This window comes from Corynebacterium glyciniphilum AJ 3170 (assembly GCF_000626675.1).
Classification (GTDB): Bacteria; Actinomycetota; Actinomycetes; order Mycobacteriales; family Mycobacteriaceae; genus Corynebacterium; species Corynebacterium glyciniphilum.
Map to the genome: position 1 here is coordinate 556,238 of NZ_CP006842.1, position 18,514 is coordinate 574,751.

The window sequence follows — 18,514 nt, forward strand, 5'->3', positions numbered from 1 at the left end:
AGCCTGAGAACGACGATAGGTGACGGACTCACGGGGTTTCTTTGAACCGGGCCGCCGCGAAGGAACTGTAGGAGGTACGGAAAATGACTGCCGTTGTGCCCCGGGGAGAGGACAAGGTCCTTCCAGCCCGTCCGGCGCCCCAAGGACAGAAACACCAGAAAGGCGGACACGCATGGGCGATGCTGACTACCACGGACCACAAACAGCTCGGCATCATGTACATCATCACCGCTTTCATCTTCTTCGGGGTCGGTGGCCTCATGGCGCTGCTGATGCGGGCCGAGCTGTTTCACCCGGGTCTGCAGTTCCTGTCCAATGAGCAGTTCAACCAGCTGTTCACCATGCACGGCACGGTTATGCTGCTGCTGTTCGGTACCCCGATTGTCTGGGGTTTCGCCAACTTTATTCTGCCTCTGCAGATCGGCGCTCCGGATGTGGCTTTTCCGCGGCTCAACGCCTTCGGCTTCTGGATCACCACCTTCGGTGGCATCATCATGCTCACCGGTTTCCTGACCCCCGGTGGTGCGGCGGACTTCGGCTGGACGATGTATATGCCCCTGGCCGACGCCATCCACTCCCCGGGCGTGGGCTCGCAGTTGTGGATCGTCGGTGTAGGACTGACCGGTGTCGGTACGATTGCCTCTGCGATCAACATGATCACCACGATCCTGTGCCTGCGTGCACCGGGGATGACGATGTTCCGCATGCCGATCTTCTGCTGGGGGATTCTCACGACCTCCCTCCTGGCTCTCCTGATCTTCCCACTGCTGACCGCTGCAGCGCTCGGTGTGCTCTACGACCGATTGTTCGGAGGGCACATTTTCGACGCTGCCAACGGCGGGGCTGTCCTGTGGCAGCACCTGTTCTGGTTCTTCGGCCACCCCGAGGTCTACGTGCTGGCCCTGCCGTTCTTCGGCGTCATTTCGGAGATACTTCCTGTGTTTTCCCGGAAGCCTCTTTTTGGCTATGTCGGCCTGGTGTTTGCAATGCTCTCGATTGCGGCGTTGTCGTTGGCGGTGTGGGCGCACCACATGTTCGTCACCGGTGCGGTGCTGCTGCCGTTCTTCAGTTTCATGACCTTCCTGATTGCCGTGCCGACCGGCATGAAGTTCTTCAACTGGCTGGGCACGATGTGGAAGGGCCGGATCACCTTTGAAACGCCGATGATCTTCGCACTCGGTTTCTTCGCCACGTTCCTCTTCGGTGGTCTCACCGGTGTGATGCTGGCGTCGCCGGCGCTGGACTTCCAGCTGTCGGATACCTATTTCGTGGTCGCCCACTTCCACTACACGTTGTATGGAACCGTCGCATTCGCCTCTTTTGCCGGAGTGTATTTCTGGTTCCCGAAGATGACCGGCCGCATGCTGGATGAGAAATTGGGCAAGATCCACTTCTGGTTGACCTTCATCGGTTTTCACATGACGTTCCTGGTGCAGCACTGGCTGGGCAACATGGGTATGCCGCGTCGTTACGCTGACTACCTGGATTCCGACGGGTTCACCCTGTTGAACCAGGTTTCCACGGTCGGTGCGTTGATTCTGGGTATCTCGGTGTTGCCGTTCGTCTGGAATGTGTTCAAGTCCTGGCGTTACGGTGAGGTCGTCACCGTGGATGATCCGTGGGGCTACGGTAACTCGCTGGAGTGGGCGACGTCCTGTCCGCCGCCGCGGCACAATTTCACGTCGATGCCGAAGATCCGTTCGGAGCGTCCCGCCTTCGAGCTGCACTACCCGCACATGGTGAAGACCGCCCGCGAGGAAGCCCACGTCGGACGCCACTTTTAGCGACTAGGAGTATCCTCATCTTCTCCAGCTGCCTCGTCTGTCCGGTCGCGATCTTCCTGTTCCCGACGTTCCTCGCGCCGACGCAGTCGCAACCGTCTCCGGCTCATGTCGCGGGCCAGCGTCATCGGTTGCCGGAGTTTCTTTTGCGTCGCCCATGACAGGTCCTGCATTCCGGGGAGCACCCATCCCCGCCAGTAGGCGGTGATCATTAAGCCGGAGCCGAGGAAAGGGGCGATGATCAGACCAACCAGGAGCACCGGGAAGTCCCCCGCCACCCCAGATGCGTCGAGGGAGTAGATCCCGACCATGACTGCGGCGGTGAGGACAGCCGGGGTGGCGTACAGTGTCGCCCCGCCGAAGATGGCGGGGACCGAGCCGGTCATCACATCGCGGATCATGCCGCCGCCGACAACTGTCAGCACACCGAGGAAGAGGGCGGATGACCACGGCAGTCCGTTGGCCAGGGCCTTCGTTGAACCGGTGGCGGCCCAGACGCCGAGGACGACAGCGTCACCGTGGACGCGGAAGATCTCCCACCCGCGCGAGTTCATATGGATCATCGTCGAGACCACAGCGCCCACCAGTGCCATGCCGAAGTACCGCATGTCCTGCATGGCCGCCGGCGGCCCGTTGTCGATGAGGACGTCACGGATCATTCCACCGCCCAGGGCGGTGATGATGGAGAGGAAGACGATTCCGATGAAGTCCAGGTTGCGGGCGCGGGCGATGATCGCCCCGATCATCCCGTAGAGCACCACCCCGATCAGGTCGAGGGTCTCGTAGACCGTCCTGATCGACGGGTCGACAAAGTCCATGCCGCCGAGAGTATCGTTTCCTGGACGATACTTGGCAACAGGGTCGGGTGGAGGTTACACCCTGGCTATTCCACTCCCCGGCGTGACAACACGACCGTGGATACGATCATCACGACCAGCGCGCCCGCCATGATCAGCCACTGCGACCCCTCCACCTGGAAGCGTTCCCCGAGGACGAGATATCCCAGGACGAAGGCGACGATCGGCTCGGTGATCGTCATCGCGGGCAGGGAGTTCTTCAGCGCACCGGCATTGAAGCTGGCCTGTTGGACCAGAGTGCCGATGACAGCGCACGCAATGAGACCGTAGGCTTCCCAGCTCGTCAACAGGGCAGGGACGCCCTCCTGGTTGAAGATGTTGACGACCGACTTCGAGAGGACGGCGAGGTATCCCATGATTGCGCCGGTCACTGCACCCAGAATCAGTGCGCGGGTGCGCAACCGGAGTCGGGTAGCCAACCACATCAGGCCAAGCAGGATGACGACGCCAATCCCCAGCGTCACCATCCACCTGCTCAACGTGGGGAAATCATTTCCCGGTAGGGGGCGTCCCCAGACCACGACGACGCCGACAGCGACGGTGAGCAGGGCCGCCCATGCCATTTCAGGCCGTGACACCCGTCGTCCGTCGAACCGGGCGGCCAACGGCAGGGTGAACATCAGCGACAAAACGAGGATCGGCTGGACCACCAGCAGGGTCCCGAATCCGAGGGCCACGATCTGTAGCCCATAGGCCGACAGCGCGCAGAAGACGCCCGCCCACCACTTCGGGCGGGCGACGGCGGCGAGAACCGGGGTTCCGTGGGCGTTGTCGCGATCGCCTGATGTCTGTTCGGCGACCTGGTGCCGGAGAATCGTTCCCCAGGCGACGGTGAGGGCTGACAGGAGGGCGAAGACGACAGCGAGCAGGTTGCTGTGCATCATCAGCACCTCAGACTAGTCGCCGATTCACAGCGGCGTGCCAGCGGCCTTACTTCTGGGCTTACTTCTTGAAGTATTCCTCGATCTGGTCCAGCATCAGCATCGCGCTGTAGAAGTCGATGCGGAACGTCTCGGCACCGAACTCGAAGATGCGGTCGTTCTCGACTGCGTAGGTGTCACGGGCGGTGGGCTTCTCCTTGAGCTGCTCACTGACCGGATTGTCGGCGTCGGCATTGGTGGCGAAGATCGTCTTGCCGGTGAGACCCTTGTCCAGGTTCTCATCGGTCACCTGCACCACGTCAGTGCGTCCGGCGTAGTCGCCGTCGGTGCGCACCACGTCCTTGCCCGGGACGTCGAGGTCCCAGCCCAGTTCGGTGATGATGCGGCCCTGGGCGGACTCACCGGTCATGAAGTTCACGCCGCCGTCCTGGGCGGGCAGGATGAACTGGACGGGCTGCTCCGGCTCCTCGATGTTCCCGGTGACCTCGGATGCGCGGTCCTTGAACTCCTGGATGGTGTCCTCGGCCTCTGTCTCATGACCGGTGATCTCGCCGAGCTGGGTGGTGACCTCGGTCCAGTCCTTGTCGGAGTAGTCCAGGACTACGGTCGGCGCGACCTCCTTCAGACGGTCCACCAGGTCGACCGCGGTGTCGGCACCGAAAGCGGAGACGATGATGAGGTCGGGGTCCTCGGCGGCGATCTTTTCGAAGTCCGGTTCCAACTGGCCGATCTCTTTGACGTCACGTTCATCGGCGACGTCGGCCCACTGCTTGAAGAAGCCTTTGTCGTCCGAGGTCGGCCCCGGGGTCGCGGCACCGGAGGCGATCACCGGTGCGTCGATCGACAGCAGACTGCCGGTGAGGGTCACCGAGGTGGAGACGATCTTCTCAGGCTTCGCCGGGATCTCGATCTCTTCGGTCTCGTCCGTGGGGCTGCCGTTGTCCACCGCGATCGAGTCGACGGTGCGCGGCCACTCGCCCTGGGAATCCGAGGCCGACCCGGATGCTGACTCTGTGGCGGCACCGGTGGTGTCGGAGGATGAACTGTCGTCGTCGCTGGAGCAGGCGGCGAGGCTGACGGCGACGCCCGAGGCGACGAGTGCGCCGACGATCCGGCGACGCATGGTGGGCAGGTGGGTCATGGGTTCTCTCCCTTGAAATGAACAGGACGACGGCGAAACGACCGTCGCGCAGGTTGTGCGGGGAACATATTAGCCACCAGGGTCCGTCTGGGGTAGGGGGTATTTCAGGTGATGCTAACCTCGGTATCGTCATTTCCCGTCCGTCAACACCGCCAGCAACAGTGAGGACCTCCCCGACGTGCCACGTATCAGCCGAGACACCGACATTTACCCCATCACCATGCGCGAGCTGGAGGTGCTGCGGATCGAGGATGTCACCCCCGGAATGCGGCGCGTGGTCTTCGGTGGTCAGGGCCTACGGGCTCATGTCCGCGATGGTGAGGACGTTCCGGCGATCGTCTCCGACGGTTTCGACGACGACATGCGCATGATCTTCCCCCATCCTGTCACCGGGGAGCGCCCCTACCCGGTGTCTCTCGGTGACGGGCGCCTGGACTGGACGGCAGAAGTCAACGAACTCTTCCGTACGTACACGGTACGGAAGTGGGACCCGGAGGCAGGTGACTTCGGGGAACTGGTCGTCGACTTCGCCCGCCACGGTGCAGGTCTCGCCGAGGGGTGGTCGGCAGCCGCCTCCGTCGGAGACCGGGTCTTCGCCGCCGGGCCGAAGAACTGCGCGTCACTGCCGGTGCACACGGACTGGCTGCTGCTCATCGGTGACGAGACTGCGCTCCCCGCCATCGGACGCTGCCTGGAGGAGGTGCCTGCGGGTCACCGGGTGGTCGCTGTGGTCGAGGTGGCTGAGCGTGCTGACATCCAGCCTGACCTCACCGAGGTCGCCTGCGCGGCGTCACTCGACCTGCGTTGGGTTGTCCGTGCCGAAGGCGGAGACTTCACCGAGGTGGTTGCCGCGTTGGGGGATGAGGGAGATGCACTGCCCGACGGCACCCCGTTCGTCTGGGCCGGAGGAGAGGCCGGACGACTGAAAGCTGTACGCCGTTTTGTCAAGGAACTCGGCGTTCCCCGTGAGCACGTGCAGATCACCGGATACTGGCGTCGTAACGACGCAGTAGTGGCTGACACGGAGGCCGGTGATGCCGCCGCAGCGGACGCAGTCACAGGCACCTCCAGTATTTCCCCGTTGATGCAGCTGCACGAGCTCAGCGAGACTGCTCCGGGATTCGCCCTGCAGGCCGCGGCGCAGCTCGGACTGTTTGAGGCGGTCGACACGGTGGCTGATGCTGCGTCCGGTGACGGGGCACCCGTCGCCGCGGTCGCTGCTGCGGTACAGGTCCCCGCAGACCGACTGGTGAGGTTCCTGCGGTACCTGGAGTCGGTCGGGTTGCTCACGCTGCACGGGGAATCTGCGGGCGGGGAACCCCTCGTGAGTCTCACCACGCTGGGTACGGAACTCGCTGACCCGGAGGGGCTTGTTACGGGCCTCACCGGACCGGGCGCGCTGCAGTCCCTGACGTGGCTGCACCTGGTGGAAGGACTGCGTGGCGAGACGCCGGTGCAGGTGGGCGCCTCGGGGAGTGACTGGGAAGGATTGCGTCGTCAGGACTCGTCGCTGGGGGAGTCGTTGGCCGACAGTGAGGCCACCCGAGCGCAGTGGGTCGCCCCGGCACTGGCCACCCGGCTGGACAGCCTACCGGGGGGAGCACCTGCCAGCATCGCCGTCCTGGGTGGGGCGGAAGGAGTCGCCGCCGCGGTGTACGCCGACGAACTGCTGCGTCGTAACAGTGACCTGCAGGTCACTGTCCTGGTGATGCCCGACGGGCGAGGAAACCCACGCTGCCCCCACGAGCGGTTGCTCGCCGAGGTCGGCGAGCAACGCCGTGACCGGGTCGAGATCAGGGACTGGTCCCGTGGCGGAATCGCGGCAGACCTCGTGCTGCTGTTGGACCCCTTCGCGTTGTGCGTCCCGGACGACGTACCTGAGCTGTTGTCGACCGCAGCGGCGGCGACAGGAGGGACGGGGAGGATCCTCGTGGTCACCCGGTTGCTCGCCGAGAGCGGTGACGAGGACCATGACTACGAGGAGGATCTCACCCGCATGCTCGTCTCCGGACGGAGTCTCCCCACTGCGCGTGACCTGTCCGGCGCGGTCGCTCAGGCGGGTTTGCGTGGGGTGGCAGACATACCGGTCGGTTGGGGCAGTCACGCTGTCGTCATCGGCGCATGATGTGCGCAGTACGCGGGGGATAACCGCGGGTACCGGCCGGGCCGTCCACTCAGGTACTCTGTCTATGGTCTGAGCAATAATATCGAGTTATCCCGTCAGCACGGGAAGGTGGAGCTGGGAACTGTGGCCCTGATCGTCCAGAAGTACGGCGGATCGTCGTTGGAGAGCGCCGAACGCATCCGGCGCGTTGCGCAGCGGATCGTGGAAACCAAGAAACAGGGCCACGACGTGGTCGTGGTCTGCTCTGCGATGGGCGACACCACCGACGAACTGCTCGATCTCGCCAACCAGGTCAATCCGGTGCCTCCGGGCCGCGAGATGGACATGCTTCTCACTGCCGGTGAGCGGATCTCCAACTCGCTGGTCGCCATGGCCATTGACTCCTTCGGTGCCGAGGCGCAGTCCTTTACCGGTTCCCAGGCCGGCGTGATCACCACCGAGCGTCACGGAAACGCCCGCATCGTCGACGTGACCCCCGGGCGCGTGCGCGAGGCGCTGGACGCAGGAAAGATCTGCCTTGTCGCCGGATTCCAGGGCGTCAACCGCGAAACCCGTGACATCACCACGCTCGGCCGTGGCGGCTCGGACACGACTGCCGTCGCCCTCGCCGCGGCACTCCACGCCGACGTGTGCGAGATCTACTCCGACGTCGACGGTGTCTACACCGCCGACCCGCGTATCGTCCCGAACGCCAAGCGGCTGGACAACATCTCTTTCGAAGAGATGCTCGAGATGGCCGCCGTCGGTGCGAAGATCCTGATGCTGAGGTGCGTAGAGTACGCCCGCGCGTTCAACGTCCCGATCCGTGTCCGTTCATCATTCAGCAACGAAACCGGCACCCTCGTGTCCGGCTCATTGGAGGATATCCCCGTGGAAGAAGCAGTCCTGACCGGTGTCGCCCACGACCGTTCCGAGGCGAAGGTCACCGTCCTCGGCATCCCGGACAAGCCGGGTGAGGCGGCACGGGTCTTCCGCACCCTGGCGGATGCCGAGATCAACATCGACATGGTGCTGCAGAACGTCTCCTCCCTCGCGGACAACCTCACCGACATCACCTTCACCTGTCCGCGTGAGGACGCCCCGCGTGCGGTGGAGCTTCTCAAGGGGCTGCAGGGCACCGAGGACCACCAGAAGTTCGGTCAGTTGCTCTTCGATGACCAGGTGGGCAAGGTCTCGTTGGTCGGGGCGGGCATGAAGTCGCACCCCGGGGTCACCGCAGACTTCTGCGAGGCACTGCGGGATGCCGGGATCAACATCGAGCTGATCTCCACCTCCGAGATCCGCATCTCCGTGCTGATCCGGGACACTGACCTCGACGCGGCCGTCGCCGCGCTGCACGAACGATTCCAGCTCGGTGGCGAGGAGACCGCCACCGTGTACGCCGGCACCGGCCGGTAACGCCACGGACGAAAGGACACCAGTCATGACCACCCTCGCCATCGTCGGCGCCACCGGCCAGGTCGGCCGCGTGATGCGTGACATCCTCGAACACCGTCCTTCTGTTCTCGAGAAGATCGACACGGTGCGTTTCTTCGCATCGGCACGCTCGGCCGGTACCGGCATCGAGTTCAACGGCGGCACGGTCGTCGTCGAGGATGTCGAGGCGACAGCCACCGAGGACCTGCGCGGCATCGACGTCGCCCTGTTCTCCGCCGGTGGTGCCACGTCCAAGGCGCAGGCCCCGCGTTTCGTCGAAGCCGGTGCGACCGTGGTCGATAATTCTTCGGCGTGGCGCAAGGACCCTGATGTCCCGCTGATCGTCTCCGAGGTGAACCCGGAGGATGCGAAGGACGTACCCAAGGGAATCATCGCCAACCCGAACTGCACCACCATGGCGGCCATGCCGGTGCTGGGGGCACTGCACGGCGAGGCGGGTCTGAAGCGACTGCATGTGTCCAGCTACCAGGCTGTGTCCGGCTCTGGCCTGGCGGGCGTGAAGGCACTGGCCGACCAGGTCCGCGCGAATCTCGAGATTCTGGAGAACCTCGCGACCGACGGTTCGGCCCTGCAGGTCGAGGATTTCGGTCCCTACGTCGCCCCGATTGCGTTCAATGCACTGCCGATGGCAGGAAACGTCGTCGACGACGGGTCCGGGGAGACCGACGAAGAGCAGAAGCTGCGCAATGAGTCGCGCAAGATCCTGCACCTTCCCGACCTGCCGGTGGCGGGTACCTGCGTGCGGGTGCCGGTGTTCACCGGCCACACCATGACAGTGCATGCGGAGTTCGATGCCGCGATCACACCGGCTCGGGCCGAGGAGATCCTGTCCGAGGCTCCCGGCGTGCAGGTCACCGACGTTCCGACCCCACTGGCTGCCGCGGGTGTGGACCCGTCACTGGTGGGACGCATCCGCCAGGACCAGTCGGTGGAGGACGGACGCGGGCTGGTTCTCGTCGTCTCCGGTGACAACCTCCGCAAGGGCGCGGCGTTGAATACCATCCAGATCGCGGAGTTGTTGCTGTAGTTTCTGGCCGGGCAGGCGGTGAGGATGCCTGTGCCGGTGCGCAGACATCGGCAGTGTGCGGACCTAGCGCTCGGCGTTTGCCACCAGGTCGAGTACCAGCTCGGTGAATTCGGGCGTCGGGCCGGGCGTCGCCGCGCGGACCATCGTGACTCCCAGGTCGGCTGCGGTGTCCGCGGCTTCGTTGTCGAGGTCCCACATCACTTCCATGTGGTCCGAGATGAAACCGACGGGCACCAGCACGATCGGGCGGTCGTCACCGCGCTCGCCGGCGACGGTCTCTTCCAGGTGGTCGCAGATGTCCGGTTCGAGCCAGGGGATGTGCGGGGGGCCTGACCGGGATTGCCACACCAACTCGACATCGGTTCCGTCGTCGCCGTCGGAGGCGAAGCTGCTCAAAGCACGGATCTCCCGCGCCGCAGTCAGAACCTGACCTGAGTAGCGGTGGGTGGAGTCGACGGAGGAGGCCTCGTCGGCGGACAGCGGCACGGAATGGGCAGTGAACAGGAGGCGGGCGTTATCCTGCTGTTCGACGGGGAGGGACTGTCGTGCCTCGTCCACGAGCCTGGCGAATGCCGACAGGAACAGTGGGTGGTCGTGGAAGGGACGGATCTTCGTCATTGACGGTGGGGTGATGCCGACGTCGCGGCAGGACTGCAGGGCCCGTTCGATGTCCTCGCGGTACTGGATGTCGCCGGAGTAGCCGCCCCAGGCAGACGTGGCGAAGACGATGGCCTCCGTGACGCCGTCTGCCGCCATCTGCTTCGTGGTGTCCTCGACATACGGCTCCCAGTTACGGTTGCCGAAGTACACCGGGAGATCCAGACCACGTGACTCGATCTCGGTACGGAGATGGTCGATGATGTCGAGGTTCTGGTCGTTGATGGGGCTCTTACCCCCGAAGCGGTAGTAGTGCTCGCCGACCTCGACGAGTCTCTCCCGGGGGATGCCTCGCCCCCGGGTGACGTTCTCGAGGAAGGGGACCACATCCTCTTCCTTCTCCGGCCCTCCGAAAGAGAGGACGAGCAGTGCCCTGCGGGCGGTGGTGCCAGACATGCCAGACTCAGCCATGTCCCTGATCCTACTCGTCGGGCAGGCCCAACTCGTGGACGAGGGCGGCACGCAGGGTGGGGTGACGGAAAGTGTGGCCGAGGGTCTCGAGGACAGAGGGGGCGACGTTCTGGTCAGCCAGGGCAAGCTCTTCTGCACCTTGTACGCCGAGGAGCAGTGCGGGAGCAGCGGCAGGAACCGGAAGACTCAGCGGTATGCGGACGCGCTGCAGGTCAGCGAGGGTCGCCGTGAAGTCGGCATTGGTGATCATCTGTGGACCGACCGCGTTGACCGGGCCCGAAACCCCATCGTCGAGGATAGCCCGCACATACACGTCCACCAGATCGTCCACCGAGATCCACGGGAAATGCTGGCGTCCAGAGCCCAGGACGCCGCCGCCGAGGCGACTCGACGCGCCCAACGCGGTCAGCAGCGGTGACCCGCCAGCCATGACGAGCCCGGTGCGGACATTCACGACCCGGCGATCGGCGTTGGCGGCGGGGCCGCAGGCATTCTCCCACTCGGAGACGACGTCGGCGAGGAATCCTTCACCGGCACCGGCACGCTCGTTGACCCGTCCTGCACGGCTGTGGCCGTAGAAACCGACGGCCGACGCGCAGATGAAAGCCTGGACGCCGTCGGTGGCGGCCGCGAGCTCGGCGAGCCGCCAGGTCGGCCCGATGCGGGAGTCGCGGACCGCCGCCTTGTGCTTCTCAGTGAATCGTCCCGCGATACCGGCACCCGCGAGGTGGACTACCGTGTCCACATCGGTGAGAAGATCGGGAGACGGGTTCCCGGGGGTCCAGACGCGGGCATCGGGCTCATGGGGGATGGGGGCGCGGGACAGGGGAACGACCGTGTGCCCGAGGGAACGCAGCAGTGCGACAAGCCGGGTACCCACGAGTCCTGTCGCCCCGGTCACGGCGACGGTGTGGTGTCCCGTCGCCGATGCGTCCCCCACCCGTGCCCGGTGCGCCAGGTCGGCGGCGAGCTGGCGGTGACGGTAATGGAAGACCCTGTCGAGGAGCGCCGCCGGAGCGGAACCCTCCACCGTGTCGGTGAGGAGGGTCCCGGGGGTGGTGGCGGTGTTGTCGTCGTGGAAAGCGTGGGTGTGTCTCCAGTGGGTGATCTGCCGCAGCGGGGAATTGGCGCATTCGTCGACGAAGACGTGCCCGTCGACGAAGTCCGCGGGTTGATGGAGCGCCTGCCATTCCCGTAGCCCCGGTATCCTGCCCGGGAGGGAGAGCACCGTGGTGCCGTTCTTCAGTGAGGACGCTTCAGCGGCGACGCTGAGTAGAGAGAAGCCCGGCGTCAGGCGGGTCACGGCACCTGGGCGGGTGTGCCAGTCCCAGACGTCCTGGCGGGGAAAAGTGAGGTGTTGGTGGTAGCGGTGGGTCACGAACCCCAGTGTAGGGGTGGCCCGGCGTCTGTGTCGTTCGTGCCGTTCCTGTCCGAGTTCTTCTGCAGGCTGCCACGCCCCGATGCTTCGAGCAGGTCAGCCCGTGCACGGGCGACCCGGGAACGGATCGTGCCCACCCTCACCCCGCAGATGTCGGCGGCCTCGGCGTACGTGTGGCCGAGGATCTGGGTGAGGATCAGCGCTTCCCGCCGGTCCGGGGCGAGGTCGTCGAGCATGGCCCGGGCATCGACCAGTTCGGCCCAGGTCTGTCCGCCAGTGGTGTCCGGGGACGTGGTGAGTTCGGTGGCATCCTCCCACTGTTCAGTGGACTTGCGCGGACGGGCCATGTCGTGGCGCACGCTGTCGACCCAGGTGTGCCTGGCGAGTGCGAGGATCCACGTCCGCGCTGAGGACCGGGCAGCGAAGCGGGGAAGTCCGCTCAACGCCCGGAGATAGGTCTCCTGGGTGAGATCGTCCGCACGGTCAGCGTCGGCGAGATGGGCGAGAAGACGCCAGACGTCACCGTGGGTGGCCTCGATGAAGTCGTTGAGGGCTTTCCGGTCACCGCCGGCTGCGCGCAGGGCGAGGTCGGTGACGGCTGTGTCTGCCTTCTCATCCGCACGGCCGCCGTCGCGTGCCGACTGCAGGGATCTTCTTCGCACGGTTGTGAAGTCTAGCACCGTGCAGGGGTCCTGTGACCCCCGATGACCATTGCTTCTGTCGCTATTACTATCGCAGATCAGTTACAAATAGCGGTAACCACTTAATATCGCGATATTGATAGTGCGAACCTGAAGATGCGCGTGTATAACGGGAAGTGACGGCACAGCGCCTCCGTGACTGACGATCACGACCGCCGTGCGCCCCGCCGTCATCCACGACTGACATGTGCGCGATCCGTGCACTACACGGCAGCCTCCAGGAGGGTTTACACATGAGCACCGACGACAACCGCACCACCGGAGCGCCCAGCTCCCCCAGCTCTGAGGACATCGCCGCCCGCGGCGTCTGCCCGTACTCCGGGCACTCCACCAACGCCAACGGTTCGCCTGTCACCACCGAGGAACACTCGGTCACTGTCGGCGAGCAGGGGCCGATCGCCCTGACCGACGTCCATCTCGTCGAGAAGCACGCCCACTTCAACCGTGAGCGCATTCCCGAGCGCAACGTCCACGCCAAGGGCTCCGGCGCCTTCGGGGAGCTCACGGTCACTGAGGACGTCTCGAAGTACACCAAAGCCGACCTCCTCCAGAAGGGGCGCGTCACCCCGATGCTCGCCAGGTTCTCCACCGTGGCCGGTGAGCAGGGCTTCCCGGACACTGTCCGCGATGTCCGCGGGTTCTCGCTGAAGTTCTACACGCAGGACGGCAACTACGACATCGTCGGCAACAACACCCCGGTCTTCTTCTTGCGCGATGGTATGAAGTTCCCCGACTTCATCCGCTCCCAGAAGCGCCTGACCAACGGCCTGCGCAGTGCAGACATGCAGTGGGACTTCTGGACCCGCAGCCCCGAGTCCGCCCACCAGGTCACCTACCTCATGGGTGACCGCGGAATCCCCAAGGACTTCCGCCACATGGACGGCTTCAGCTCACACACCTACCAGTGGATCAACGCCGACGGTGAGCGTTTCTGGGTGAAGTACCACTTCAAGACCCGTCAGGGCTGGGACTTCTTCACTGACGACGAGGCCGGCGAACTCGTCGGTTCCGGAGACTTCGACCACTCCCGTGCCGACCTTTACGAGGCGATCGAGCGGGGCGACTATCCGACGTGGGACGTCAAGGTGCAGATCATGCCGCTGGACGAGGCTGAGGGCTACCGCTGGAACCCCTTCGACCTCACCAAGACCTGGTCGCAGAAGGACTACCCGCTCATCGACGTCGGGCACTTCACTCTCAATGCGAACCCGCAGAACTTCTTCGCGCAGATCGAGCAGGCGGCGTTCGCCCCGTCCAACATCGTTCCCGGTGTAGGCTTCTCCCCGGACAAGATGCTGATGGCACGCGCCTTCGCTTACGCCGATACGCAGCGCTACCGTCTGGGCGCGAACTACCCGCAGTTGCCGGTGAACCGGCCCGTGGTGGAGGAGCGCAACTTCTACACGATGAAGGACGGTGCAGCGGCGTACGAGTTCCCCGCCGACGGCACCCCGGTCTATTCGCCGAACCGTTTCGAGCGGGGCGAAGGAACCGCAGACGTCTCCGATGGTTCCGGTGCCGTCGAGAAGGGTGTCGAGCCGGGCGAGTCCACCTATGGATTCGGACGTGGACAGGAATCCGCCACCGGGCCCGCTGATGAGCTCGGTCTCTTCGACAACAATTACGGTGGCGACCTGACTCGCGGGGCCTATGTCCGGCACGCGGAGGACGATGACTTTATCCAGCCGGGGAATCTTGTTCGCGAGGTTCTGGATGATGCTGCCCGTGAGCGACTGGCAGGCAACATCGCCCGCGCCATGCAGGGGGTGTCCGAGCAGGTCGAAGGCCAGTGCTGGACCTACTGGGGACGGGTCGACGAGAATCTCCGCGACCGCGTCAAGGAGATCTACACCGAGCTCAAAGAGGGGTAGATCCTGAGAGGCGCTGCCACCCCCGGGCTCGGGGAGAGCGGCGGGAGGCGTCGATGAGTCTCATGTACCGTGGTTTTCTGACAGAACATTCGAGAGTAGCCTCGAATTTCGCGTGAGAAATCGCATAAAACATGAGAAGGGTCGGCATGGCAGAAACCCGTATTGATTTTCGCTACCTCAACGAGCAGGAGATGATCGAAGCCGGTGTCACGGACGTCGCCGCGTGCGTCGACACCATGGAGGAGACACTGATTCTCCTGGCCGACGGCGACTACCGTATGGCCGGGCAGTCGGCCAATTCCCACGGTGCGCAGATCAACTTCCCCGAGAATCCTGACCACGACGGCATGCCCGCCGACGGGCCCGATCGCCGCTTCATGGCGATGCCGGCCTACCTCGGCGGGCGTTTCCGTGCGTCGGGAGTGAAATGGTACGGGTCCAACACCGAGAACCGCGATCACGACTTGCCCAGGTCGATCCACCTGTTCATTCTCAACGATGCCGTCACGGGCGCACCACGTGCGGTGATGTCCGCCAACCTGCTCTCGGCGTACCGCACCGGTTCTGTTCCAGGGGTCGGAGTCAAGCATCTGGCGGTGCAGGATGCCGAAACTGTCGGGATCATCGGGCCGGGCGTGATGAGCCGGACCATTTTCTCTGCGGCCGTGAGTCAACGACCGTCGATCCGACGCCTGAAGATCAAGGGCAGGTCGCCAGCCTCCACCGAGCGCGCCGCGCAGTGGTTCCGTGACCAGCATCCGCAGTTGGAGGAGGTTCGCGTCGTCGACAGTGAACAGGAAGCTGTTGAAGGATCGGACATCCTCATCGCCGGAACGTCGACGTCCCCTGATGGACCCGAGGGGTTCCCCTACTTCGCCACGGAGTGGCTCAAGCCCGGGGCTCTGTTGCTGATGCCGGCGGCCGCCAGGTTGGATGACGACTTCATCCGCAGCGAGCGGGCGAACCTCGTCGTCGACTACACCGGCCTCTATGCCGAGTGGTACGAGGAGAACGGTCCGGACGTGACGTATGAGCAACTCCTCGGTATCCCTGGAAACCGCTGGTGGGACATGTACAAGGAAGGAAGTCTCGACGGCGACAGACTGACCAACATCGGTGACATTGCCGCTGGGCGGGCTCGGGGCCGGACGAACGATGACCAGATCTTCTGCTACTCGATCGGAGGCATGCCGGTCGAGGACGTCGCGTGGGCGTCGGATGTCTATGACAATGCCGTCACGAAGGACATCGGGACACTCCTCAACCTCTGGGACACCCCGGAGCTCAGATAGGAGCGATTGAATTGACGACGATATCACCCGATGGTGATGATCCGCAGAGTCTCACCACATTCATCGATGACCAGGAGATACGCTGGATCGATGTGCGCTTCACGGATGTTCCGGGCACGGAACAACACCTGTCCGTCCCCGCTTCCTCGTTCGGTGCCGAGGCGATGGAGGAGGGGCTCGCCTTCGACGGGTCATCGATCAGTGGCTTCACCAGCGTCGAGAAATCCGACATGTTGTTGCTGCCCGACCTGAAGACCGCGTACGTCGATCCGTTCGTCGACTCCCGCACATTGAACATCCAGTTCTTTGTCCATGATCCCCGTACCAGGCAGCCCTTCTCCCGCGACCCTCGCAATGTGGCACGCAGCGCGGAAGAGTATCTGGTGTCGACCGGCGTGGCGGATGAATGCTACTTCGGGGCCGAAGCGGAGTTCTACATCTTCGACTCGGTCCGGTTCGACTCGGCGTCCAACTCATCTTTCCATGTCGTGGACTCCGAAGAGGGCTGGTGGAGCACCGGCGCGGAGAAAGACCCGGATGGAACCACTAACCTGGGGCACAAGGTACGGCAGAAGCGTGGATACTTCCCGACCGCGCCCTACGACCATCTGCAGAACCTGCGTAATGAAATCGCCGACAACCTCATTGATCTCGGTTTCGAGGTGGAGCGGGCCCACCACGAGATGGGCAGCGGAGGGCAGCAGGAGATCAACTACCGGTTCAATACTCTGCTGCATGCGGCCGATGCCCTGCAGACCTTCAAATACGTGGTGAAGAACACGGCGAAAGCGAACGGTAAATCGGCGACTTTCATGCCCAAGCCTCTCGCTGATGACGGCGGCTCGGGGATGCACATCCATCAGTCTCTGTGGAAGGACGGCCGCCCACTGTTCTACGACGAGTCCGGTTATGGCGGACTGTCCGAGATGGCGCGACACTACATCGGGGGGATTCTGGCGCACGCACCGGCTGTTCTCGCCTTCACCAACCCGACGATGAACTCGTACCACCGGCTGGTCCCTGGATTCGAGGCACCGACGAATCTCGTGTATTCGGCCGAGAACCGGTCTGCGGCGATTCGGATCCCCGCCACCGGGACAAGTCCCAAGGCCAAGAGAATCGAATTCCGGGCCCCCGACCCGTCCGGAAACCCCTACCTGGCTTTCGCTGCGGTGATGATGGCGGGGCTGGACGGGGTGCTCAACCGCACCGAGCCCGCTGCGCCGGTGGACAAGGACCTGTATGAACTGCCGGCAGAGGAAGCGGAGGGAATCCCCACCACGCCGACGTCACTGGAGCAGACGTTGGACGCGTTGGCGGACGATCACGGTTTCCTCACGGCAGGTGGGGTGTTTACCGAGGATCTGATCGAGAGTTATATCGCCGAGAAAGTCGACAATGAAATTACTCCGGCGCAGCTACGCCCGACCACCCTCGAGTATGAGCTGTACTACGACTGCTGAGGTCTACCTGAGCTCATAGTTGCACAGTGGTGTGGGTTACGGTGGATTCAGCCCCTGTAACCACATCATTCACCACGCTGTGAGGAGACCGCCGTGACTGGCCGCCACAATAATACCCCTGCCCGTACCCGTTCATTCCGTCACCGCGTCCTTGCCGCAGGCACCGCCCTCCTGAGCGTGATCGGTCTCGGTGCCACCATCGTCCCGGCCGCCCAGGCAGACACCCGTAATATCGTCGCATTGGGTGACTCGTTCTCGTCCAACCCGGACCAGGTCCGCAACACCTTGCGGGCTATTCCCGGTCCCATCGGTGACTGGGCGGACGACTACCCGCAGACCGCCGGCTGCCTGCAGGCACCGAACAACTTCCCGGCGAAGCTCTCGCAGGCCACCGACCGCCCTGTCGACGACTATTCCTGCACCGCCACGACCTCCGGGTCGATGATGAACAGGATCAACCAGGCGATCGATGCCGGAGCTGTCCGTAACGACTCGACTGTGGTTCTCGCCGTAGGCATGAACGACTACGGATTGTTCGGCGCATTCGACAACGGGACGAACATCCTCGACCCGGGCAATGTCGCCGCAGCCTACCGTGACAACATGCAGAGGGCCGCCGACCGGATCCGGTCCGTCGCTCCAGAGGCACGGATCGTCGTTCCCGGGGCGCTGCCTACTGTTGACCGGAAGAACACCACGTTCTGCGCGTTAAACGTGGTCCCGGACTTCCCGATGGGTGTGCCGGTGCCGATTCTTCGTGACGTGGAGAACTGGAACCGTGACAATCAGCGTGCCGCAGCTGCCGACATCGACGCGACCTACGTTGAGGTCATGGACGGAGCCCGTGGACATGACACATGCGCCGCAGACAACGACCGTTATGTCGCAGGCATCGTCGACACGACCACGCCGAACTACAACATGATGTTCCACCCCTCGGAAAACGGCTCACAGTACCTGGCTGACACTGTTGCCCCGCATGTCTGACCGGTGAACAACAACGGCAGGGTATACGAGAAGAACCCCCGCAGCTGTGGGGGTTCTTTCTTCGTTCGGGGCCGGTCCTAGTTCGTTTCTTTGGCCCGTTCACCACCTGACAAGGGCACGGTGTGGTCCCACAGGGTGGCGTGCAGGGCACGTCCCATGACGTAGGAGCCTACGGCCTGGACCACGAGCAGCGCGAGAATGGCGACGATCCCCCTGACGAGGTAACCGACGACGAACCCTTCTGTTGCCCAGGAGTTCACGAAGTCGGCAGCGACGAGCAATGGAAGGCCCATCCCGAGGGCAGGGCCGAGCATGTTGACCTGGCTCAGGGCATCAGGGGCGAGGTACATCGCCACAGCGGAAACGAGGACATAGAGAGCGCCGACGACGGCCAGGATGCTGACGATGATCGCGGGAATCCACCCGATATCGCTGGTTTCCTGCACAACGCTTCCCTCACCTGCGAGCAGGTGCACGGTGGACTGTGTCTGTGTAAGCATCGTTT

General features: G+C 64.0%; 15 protein-coding genes. 8 read left to right on the plus strand and 7 right to left on the minus strand.

What is annotated here, in order from left to right; all coding sequences use genetic code 11:
- Positions 1-83 precede the first annotated feature (83 nt).
- On the plus strand, positions 84-1,784 hold the full coding sequence (gene ctaD, locus CGLY_RS02590) for an aa3-type cytochrome oxidase subunit I (protein ID WP_038545921.1): 1,701 nt from the start codon (positions 84-86) through the stop codon (positions 1,782-1,784).
- On the opposite strand, the gene CGLY_RS02595 is transcribed toward ctaD, so the two are convergent.
- The 3 genes from CGLY_RS02595 to fepB form a co-directional block, all read right to left on the minus strand.
- Entirely contained in the window at positions 1,781-2,599 is an 819-nt protein-coding gene (locus CGLY_RS02595) for a trimeric intracellular cation channel family protein (RefSeq protein WP_052539528.1), read from the minus strand. The two genes, ctaD and CGLY_RS02595, sit on opposite strands and share 4 nt — an antisense overlap.
- Before the next feature lie 65 nt (positions 2,600-2,664).
- Positions 2,665-3,519, minus strand: a complete 855-nt coding sequence (locus tag CGLY_RS02600) for a DMT family transporter (protein ID WP_174411429.1) — start codon at positions 3,517-3,519, stop codon at positions 2,665-2,667.
- Positions 3,520-3,580: 61 nt separating this feature from the next.
- Positions 3,581-4,660, minus strand: coding sequence for a Fe2+-enterobactin ABC transporter substrate-binding protein (gene fepB / locus CGLY_RS02605; protein WP_052539530.1), 1,080 nt, complete (start codon positions 4,658-4,660; stop codon positions 3,581-3,583).
- 178 nt (positions 4,661-4,838) lie between these two features.
- Here fepB and CGLY_RS02610 point away from each other — a divergent pair, with 178 nt between their 5' ends.
- The 3 genes from CGLY_RS02610 (at position 4,839) to CGLY_RS02620 (ending at position 9,249) form a co-directional block, all read left to right on the plus strand.
- Positions 4,839-6,785, plus strand: coding sequence for a siderophore-interacting protein (locus CGLY_RS02610; protein WP_038545929.1), 1,947 nt, complete (start codon positions 4,839-4,841; stop codon positions 6,783-6,785).
- A 123-nt stretch (positions 6,786-6,908) separates the two neighbouring features.
- Positions 6,909-8,183: an aspartate kinase gene (locus CGLY_RS02615; protein ID WP_038545932.1), complete on the plus strand. Its 1,275-nt coding sequence runs from the start codon at positions 6,909-6,911 to the stop codon at positions 8,181-8,183.
- Between the two features lie 25 nt (positions 8,184-8,208).
- On the plus strand, positions 8,209-9,249 hold the full coding sequence (locus CGLY_RS02620) for an aspartate-semialdehyde dehydrogenase (protein ID WP_038545935.1): 1,041 nt from the start codon (positions 8,209-8,211) through the stop codon (positions 9,247-9,249).
- 63 nt (positions 9,250-9,312) lie between these two features.
- On the opposite strand, the gene CGLY_RS02625 is transcribed toward CGLY_RS02620, so the two are convergent.
- The 3 genes from CGLY_RS02625 to CGLY_RS02635 are packed head-to-tail and all read right to left on the minus strand — an operon-like array spanning position 9,313 to position 12,357.
- Positions 9,313-10,317, minus strand: coding sequence for a ferrochelatase (locus tag CGLY_RS02625; protein ID WP_052539532.1), 1,005 nt, complete (start codon positions 10,315-10,317; stop codon positions 9,313-9,315).
- Positions 10,318-10,327: 10 nt separating this feature from the next.
- Positions 10,328-11,695 carry a TIGR01777 family oxidoreductase gene (locus tag CGLY_RS02630; protein ID WP_038545940.1) on the minus strand — a complete coding sequence of 456 codons (1,368 nt, stop codon included), beginning with the start codon at positions 11,693-11,695 and terminating at the stop codon, positions 10,328-10,330.
- Complete coding sequence (locus CGLY_RS02635) at positions 11,692-12,357, minus strand: RNA polymerase sigma factor (RefSeq protein WP_407080802.1); 666 nt, start codon at positions 12,355-12,357, stop codon at positions 11,692-11,694. The genes CGLY_RS02630 and CGLY_RS02635 overlap by 4 nt, the downstream gene beginning before the upstream one ends.
- Positions 12,358-12,629: 272 nt before the next feature.
- Between CGLY_RS02635 and CGLY_RS02640 the strand changes: the two genes are divergently transcribed.
- The 4 genes from CGLY_RS02640 to CGLY_RS02655 all read left to right on the plus strand — a co-directional run bounded on the left by CGLY_RS02640 (position 12,630) and on the right by CGLY_RS02655 (position 18,009).
- Positions 12,630-14,267 carry a catalase gene (locus tag CGLY_RS02640; protein WP_038545942.1) on the plus strand — a complete coding sequence of 546 codons (1,638 nt, stop codon included), beginning with the start codon at positions 12,630-12,632 and terminating at the stop codon, positions 14,265-14,267.
- Between the two features lie 146 nt (positions 14,268-14,413).
- Entirely contained in the window at positions 14,414-15,559 is a 1,146-nt protein-coding gene (locus CGLY_RS02645) for a tyramine oxidase subunit B (protein WP_227590353.1), read from the plus strand.
- Between the two features lie 62 nt (positions 15,560-15,621).
- On the plus strand, positions 15,622-17,022 hold the full coding sequence (glnA, locus tag CGLY_RS02650) for a type I glutamate--ammonia ligase (protein WP_407080807.1): 1,401 nt from the start codon (positions 15,622-15,624) through the stop codon (positions 17,020-17,022).
- A gap of 93 nt (positions 17,023-17,115) precedes the next feature.
- Complete coding sequence (locus tag CGLY_RS02655; protein ID WP_038545948.1) at positions 17,116-18,009, plus strand: GDSL-type esterase/lipase family protein; 894 nt, start codon at positions 17,116-17,118, stop codon at positions 18,007-18,009.
- A 77-nt stretch (positions 18,010-18,086) separates the two neighbouring features.
- On the opposite strand, the gene CGLY_RS02660 is transcribed toward CGLY_RS02655, so the two are convergent.
- Complete coding sequence (locus CGLY_RS02660; RefSeq protein WP_038545952.1) at positions 18,087-18,509, minus strand: Na+/H+ antiporter subunit G; 423 nt, start codon at positions 18,507-18,509, stop codon at positions 18,087-18,089.
- Positions 18,510-18,514: the final 5 nt, after the last annotated feature.

Bases quoted from the DNA above. Each gene is read 5' to 3' on its own strand.
- ctaD (WP_038545921.1), top strand. From the start codon at position 84: ATGACTGCCGTTGTGCCCCGGGGAGAGGACAAGGTCCTTCCAGCCCGT.
- CGLY_RS02595 (WP_052539528.1), bottom strand. From the start codon at position 2,599: ATGGACTTTGTCGACCCGTCGATCAGGACGGTCTACGAGACCCTCGAC.
- CGLY_RS02600 (WP_174411429.1), bottom strand. From the start codon at position 3,519: ATGCACAGCAACCTGCTCGCTGTCGTCTTCGCCCTCCTGTCAGCCCTC.
- fepB (WP_052539530.1), bottom strand. From the start codon at position 4,660: ATGACCCACCTGCCCACCATGCGTCGCCGGATCGTCGGCGCACTCGTC.
- CGLY_RS02620 (WP_038545935.1), top strand. From the start codon at position 8,209: ATGACCACCCTCGCCATCGTCGGCGCCACCGGCCAGGTCGGCCGCGTG.
- CGLY_RS02625 (WP_052539532.1), bottom strand. From the start codon at position 10,317: ATGGCTGAGTCTGGCATGTCTGGCACCACCGCCCGCAGGGCACTGCTC.
- CGLY_RS02640 (WP_038545942.1), top strand. From the start codon at position 12,630: ATGAGCACCGACGACAACCGCACCACCGGAGCGCCCAGCTCCCCCAGC.
- CGLY_RS02645 (WP_227590353.1), top strand. From the start codon at position 14,414: ATGGCAGAAACCCGTATTGATTTTCGCTACCTCAACGAGCAGGAGATG.
- CGLY_RS02660 (WP_038545952.1), bottom strand. From the start codon at position 18,509: ATGCTTACACAGACACAGTCCACCGTGCACCTGCTCGCAGGTGAGGGA.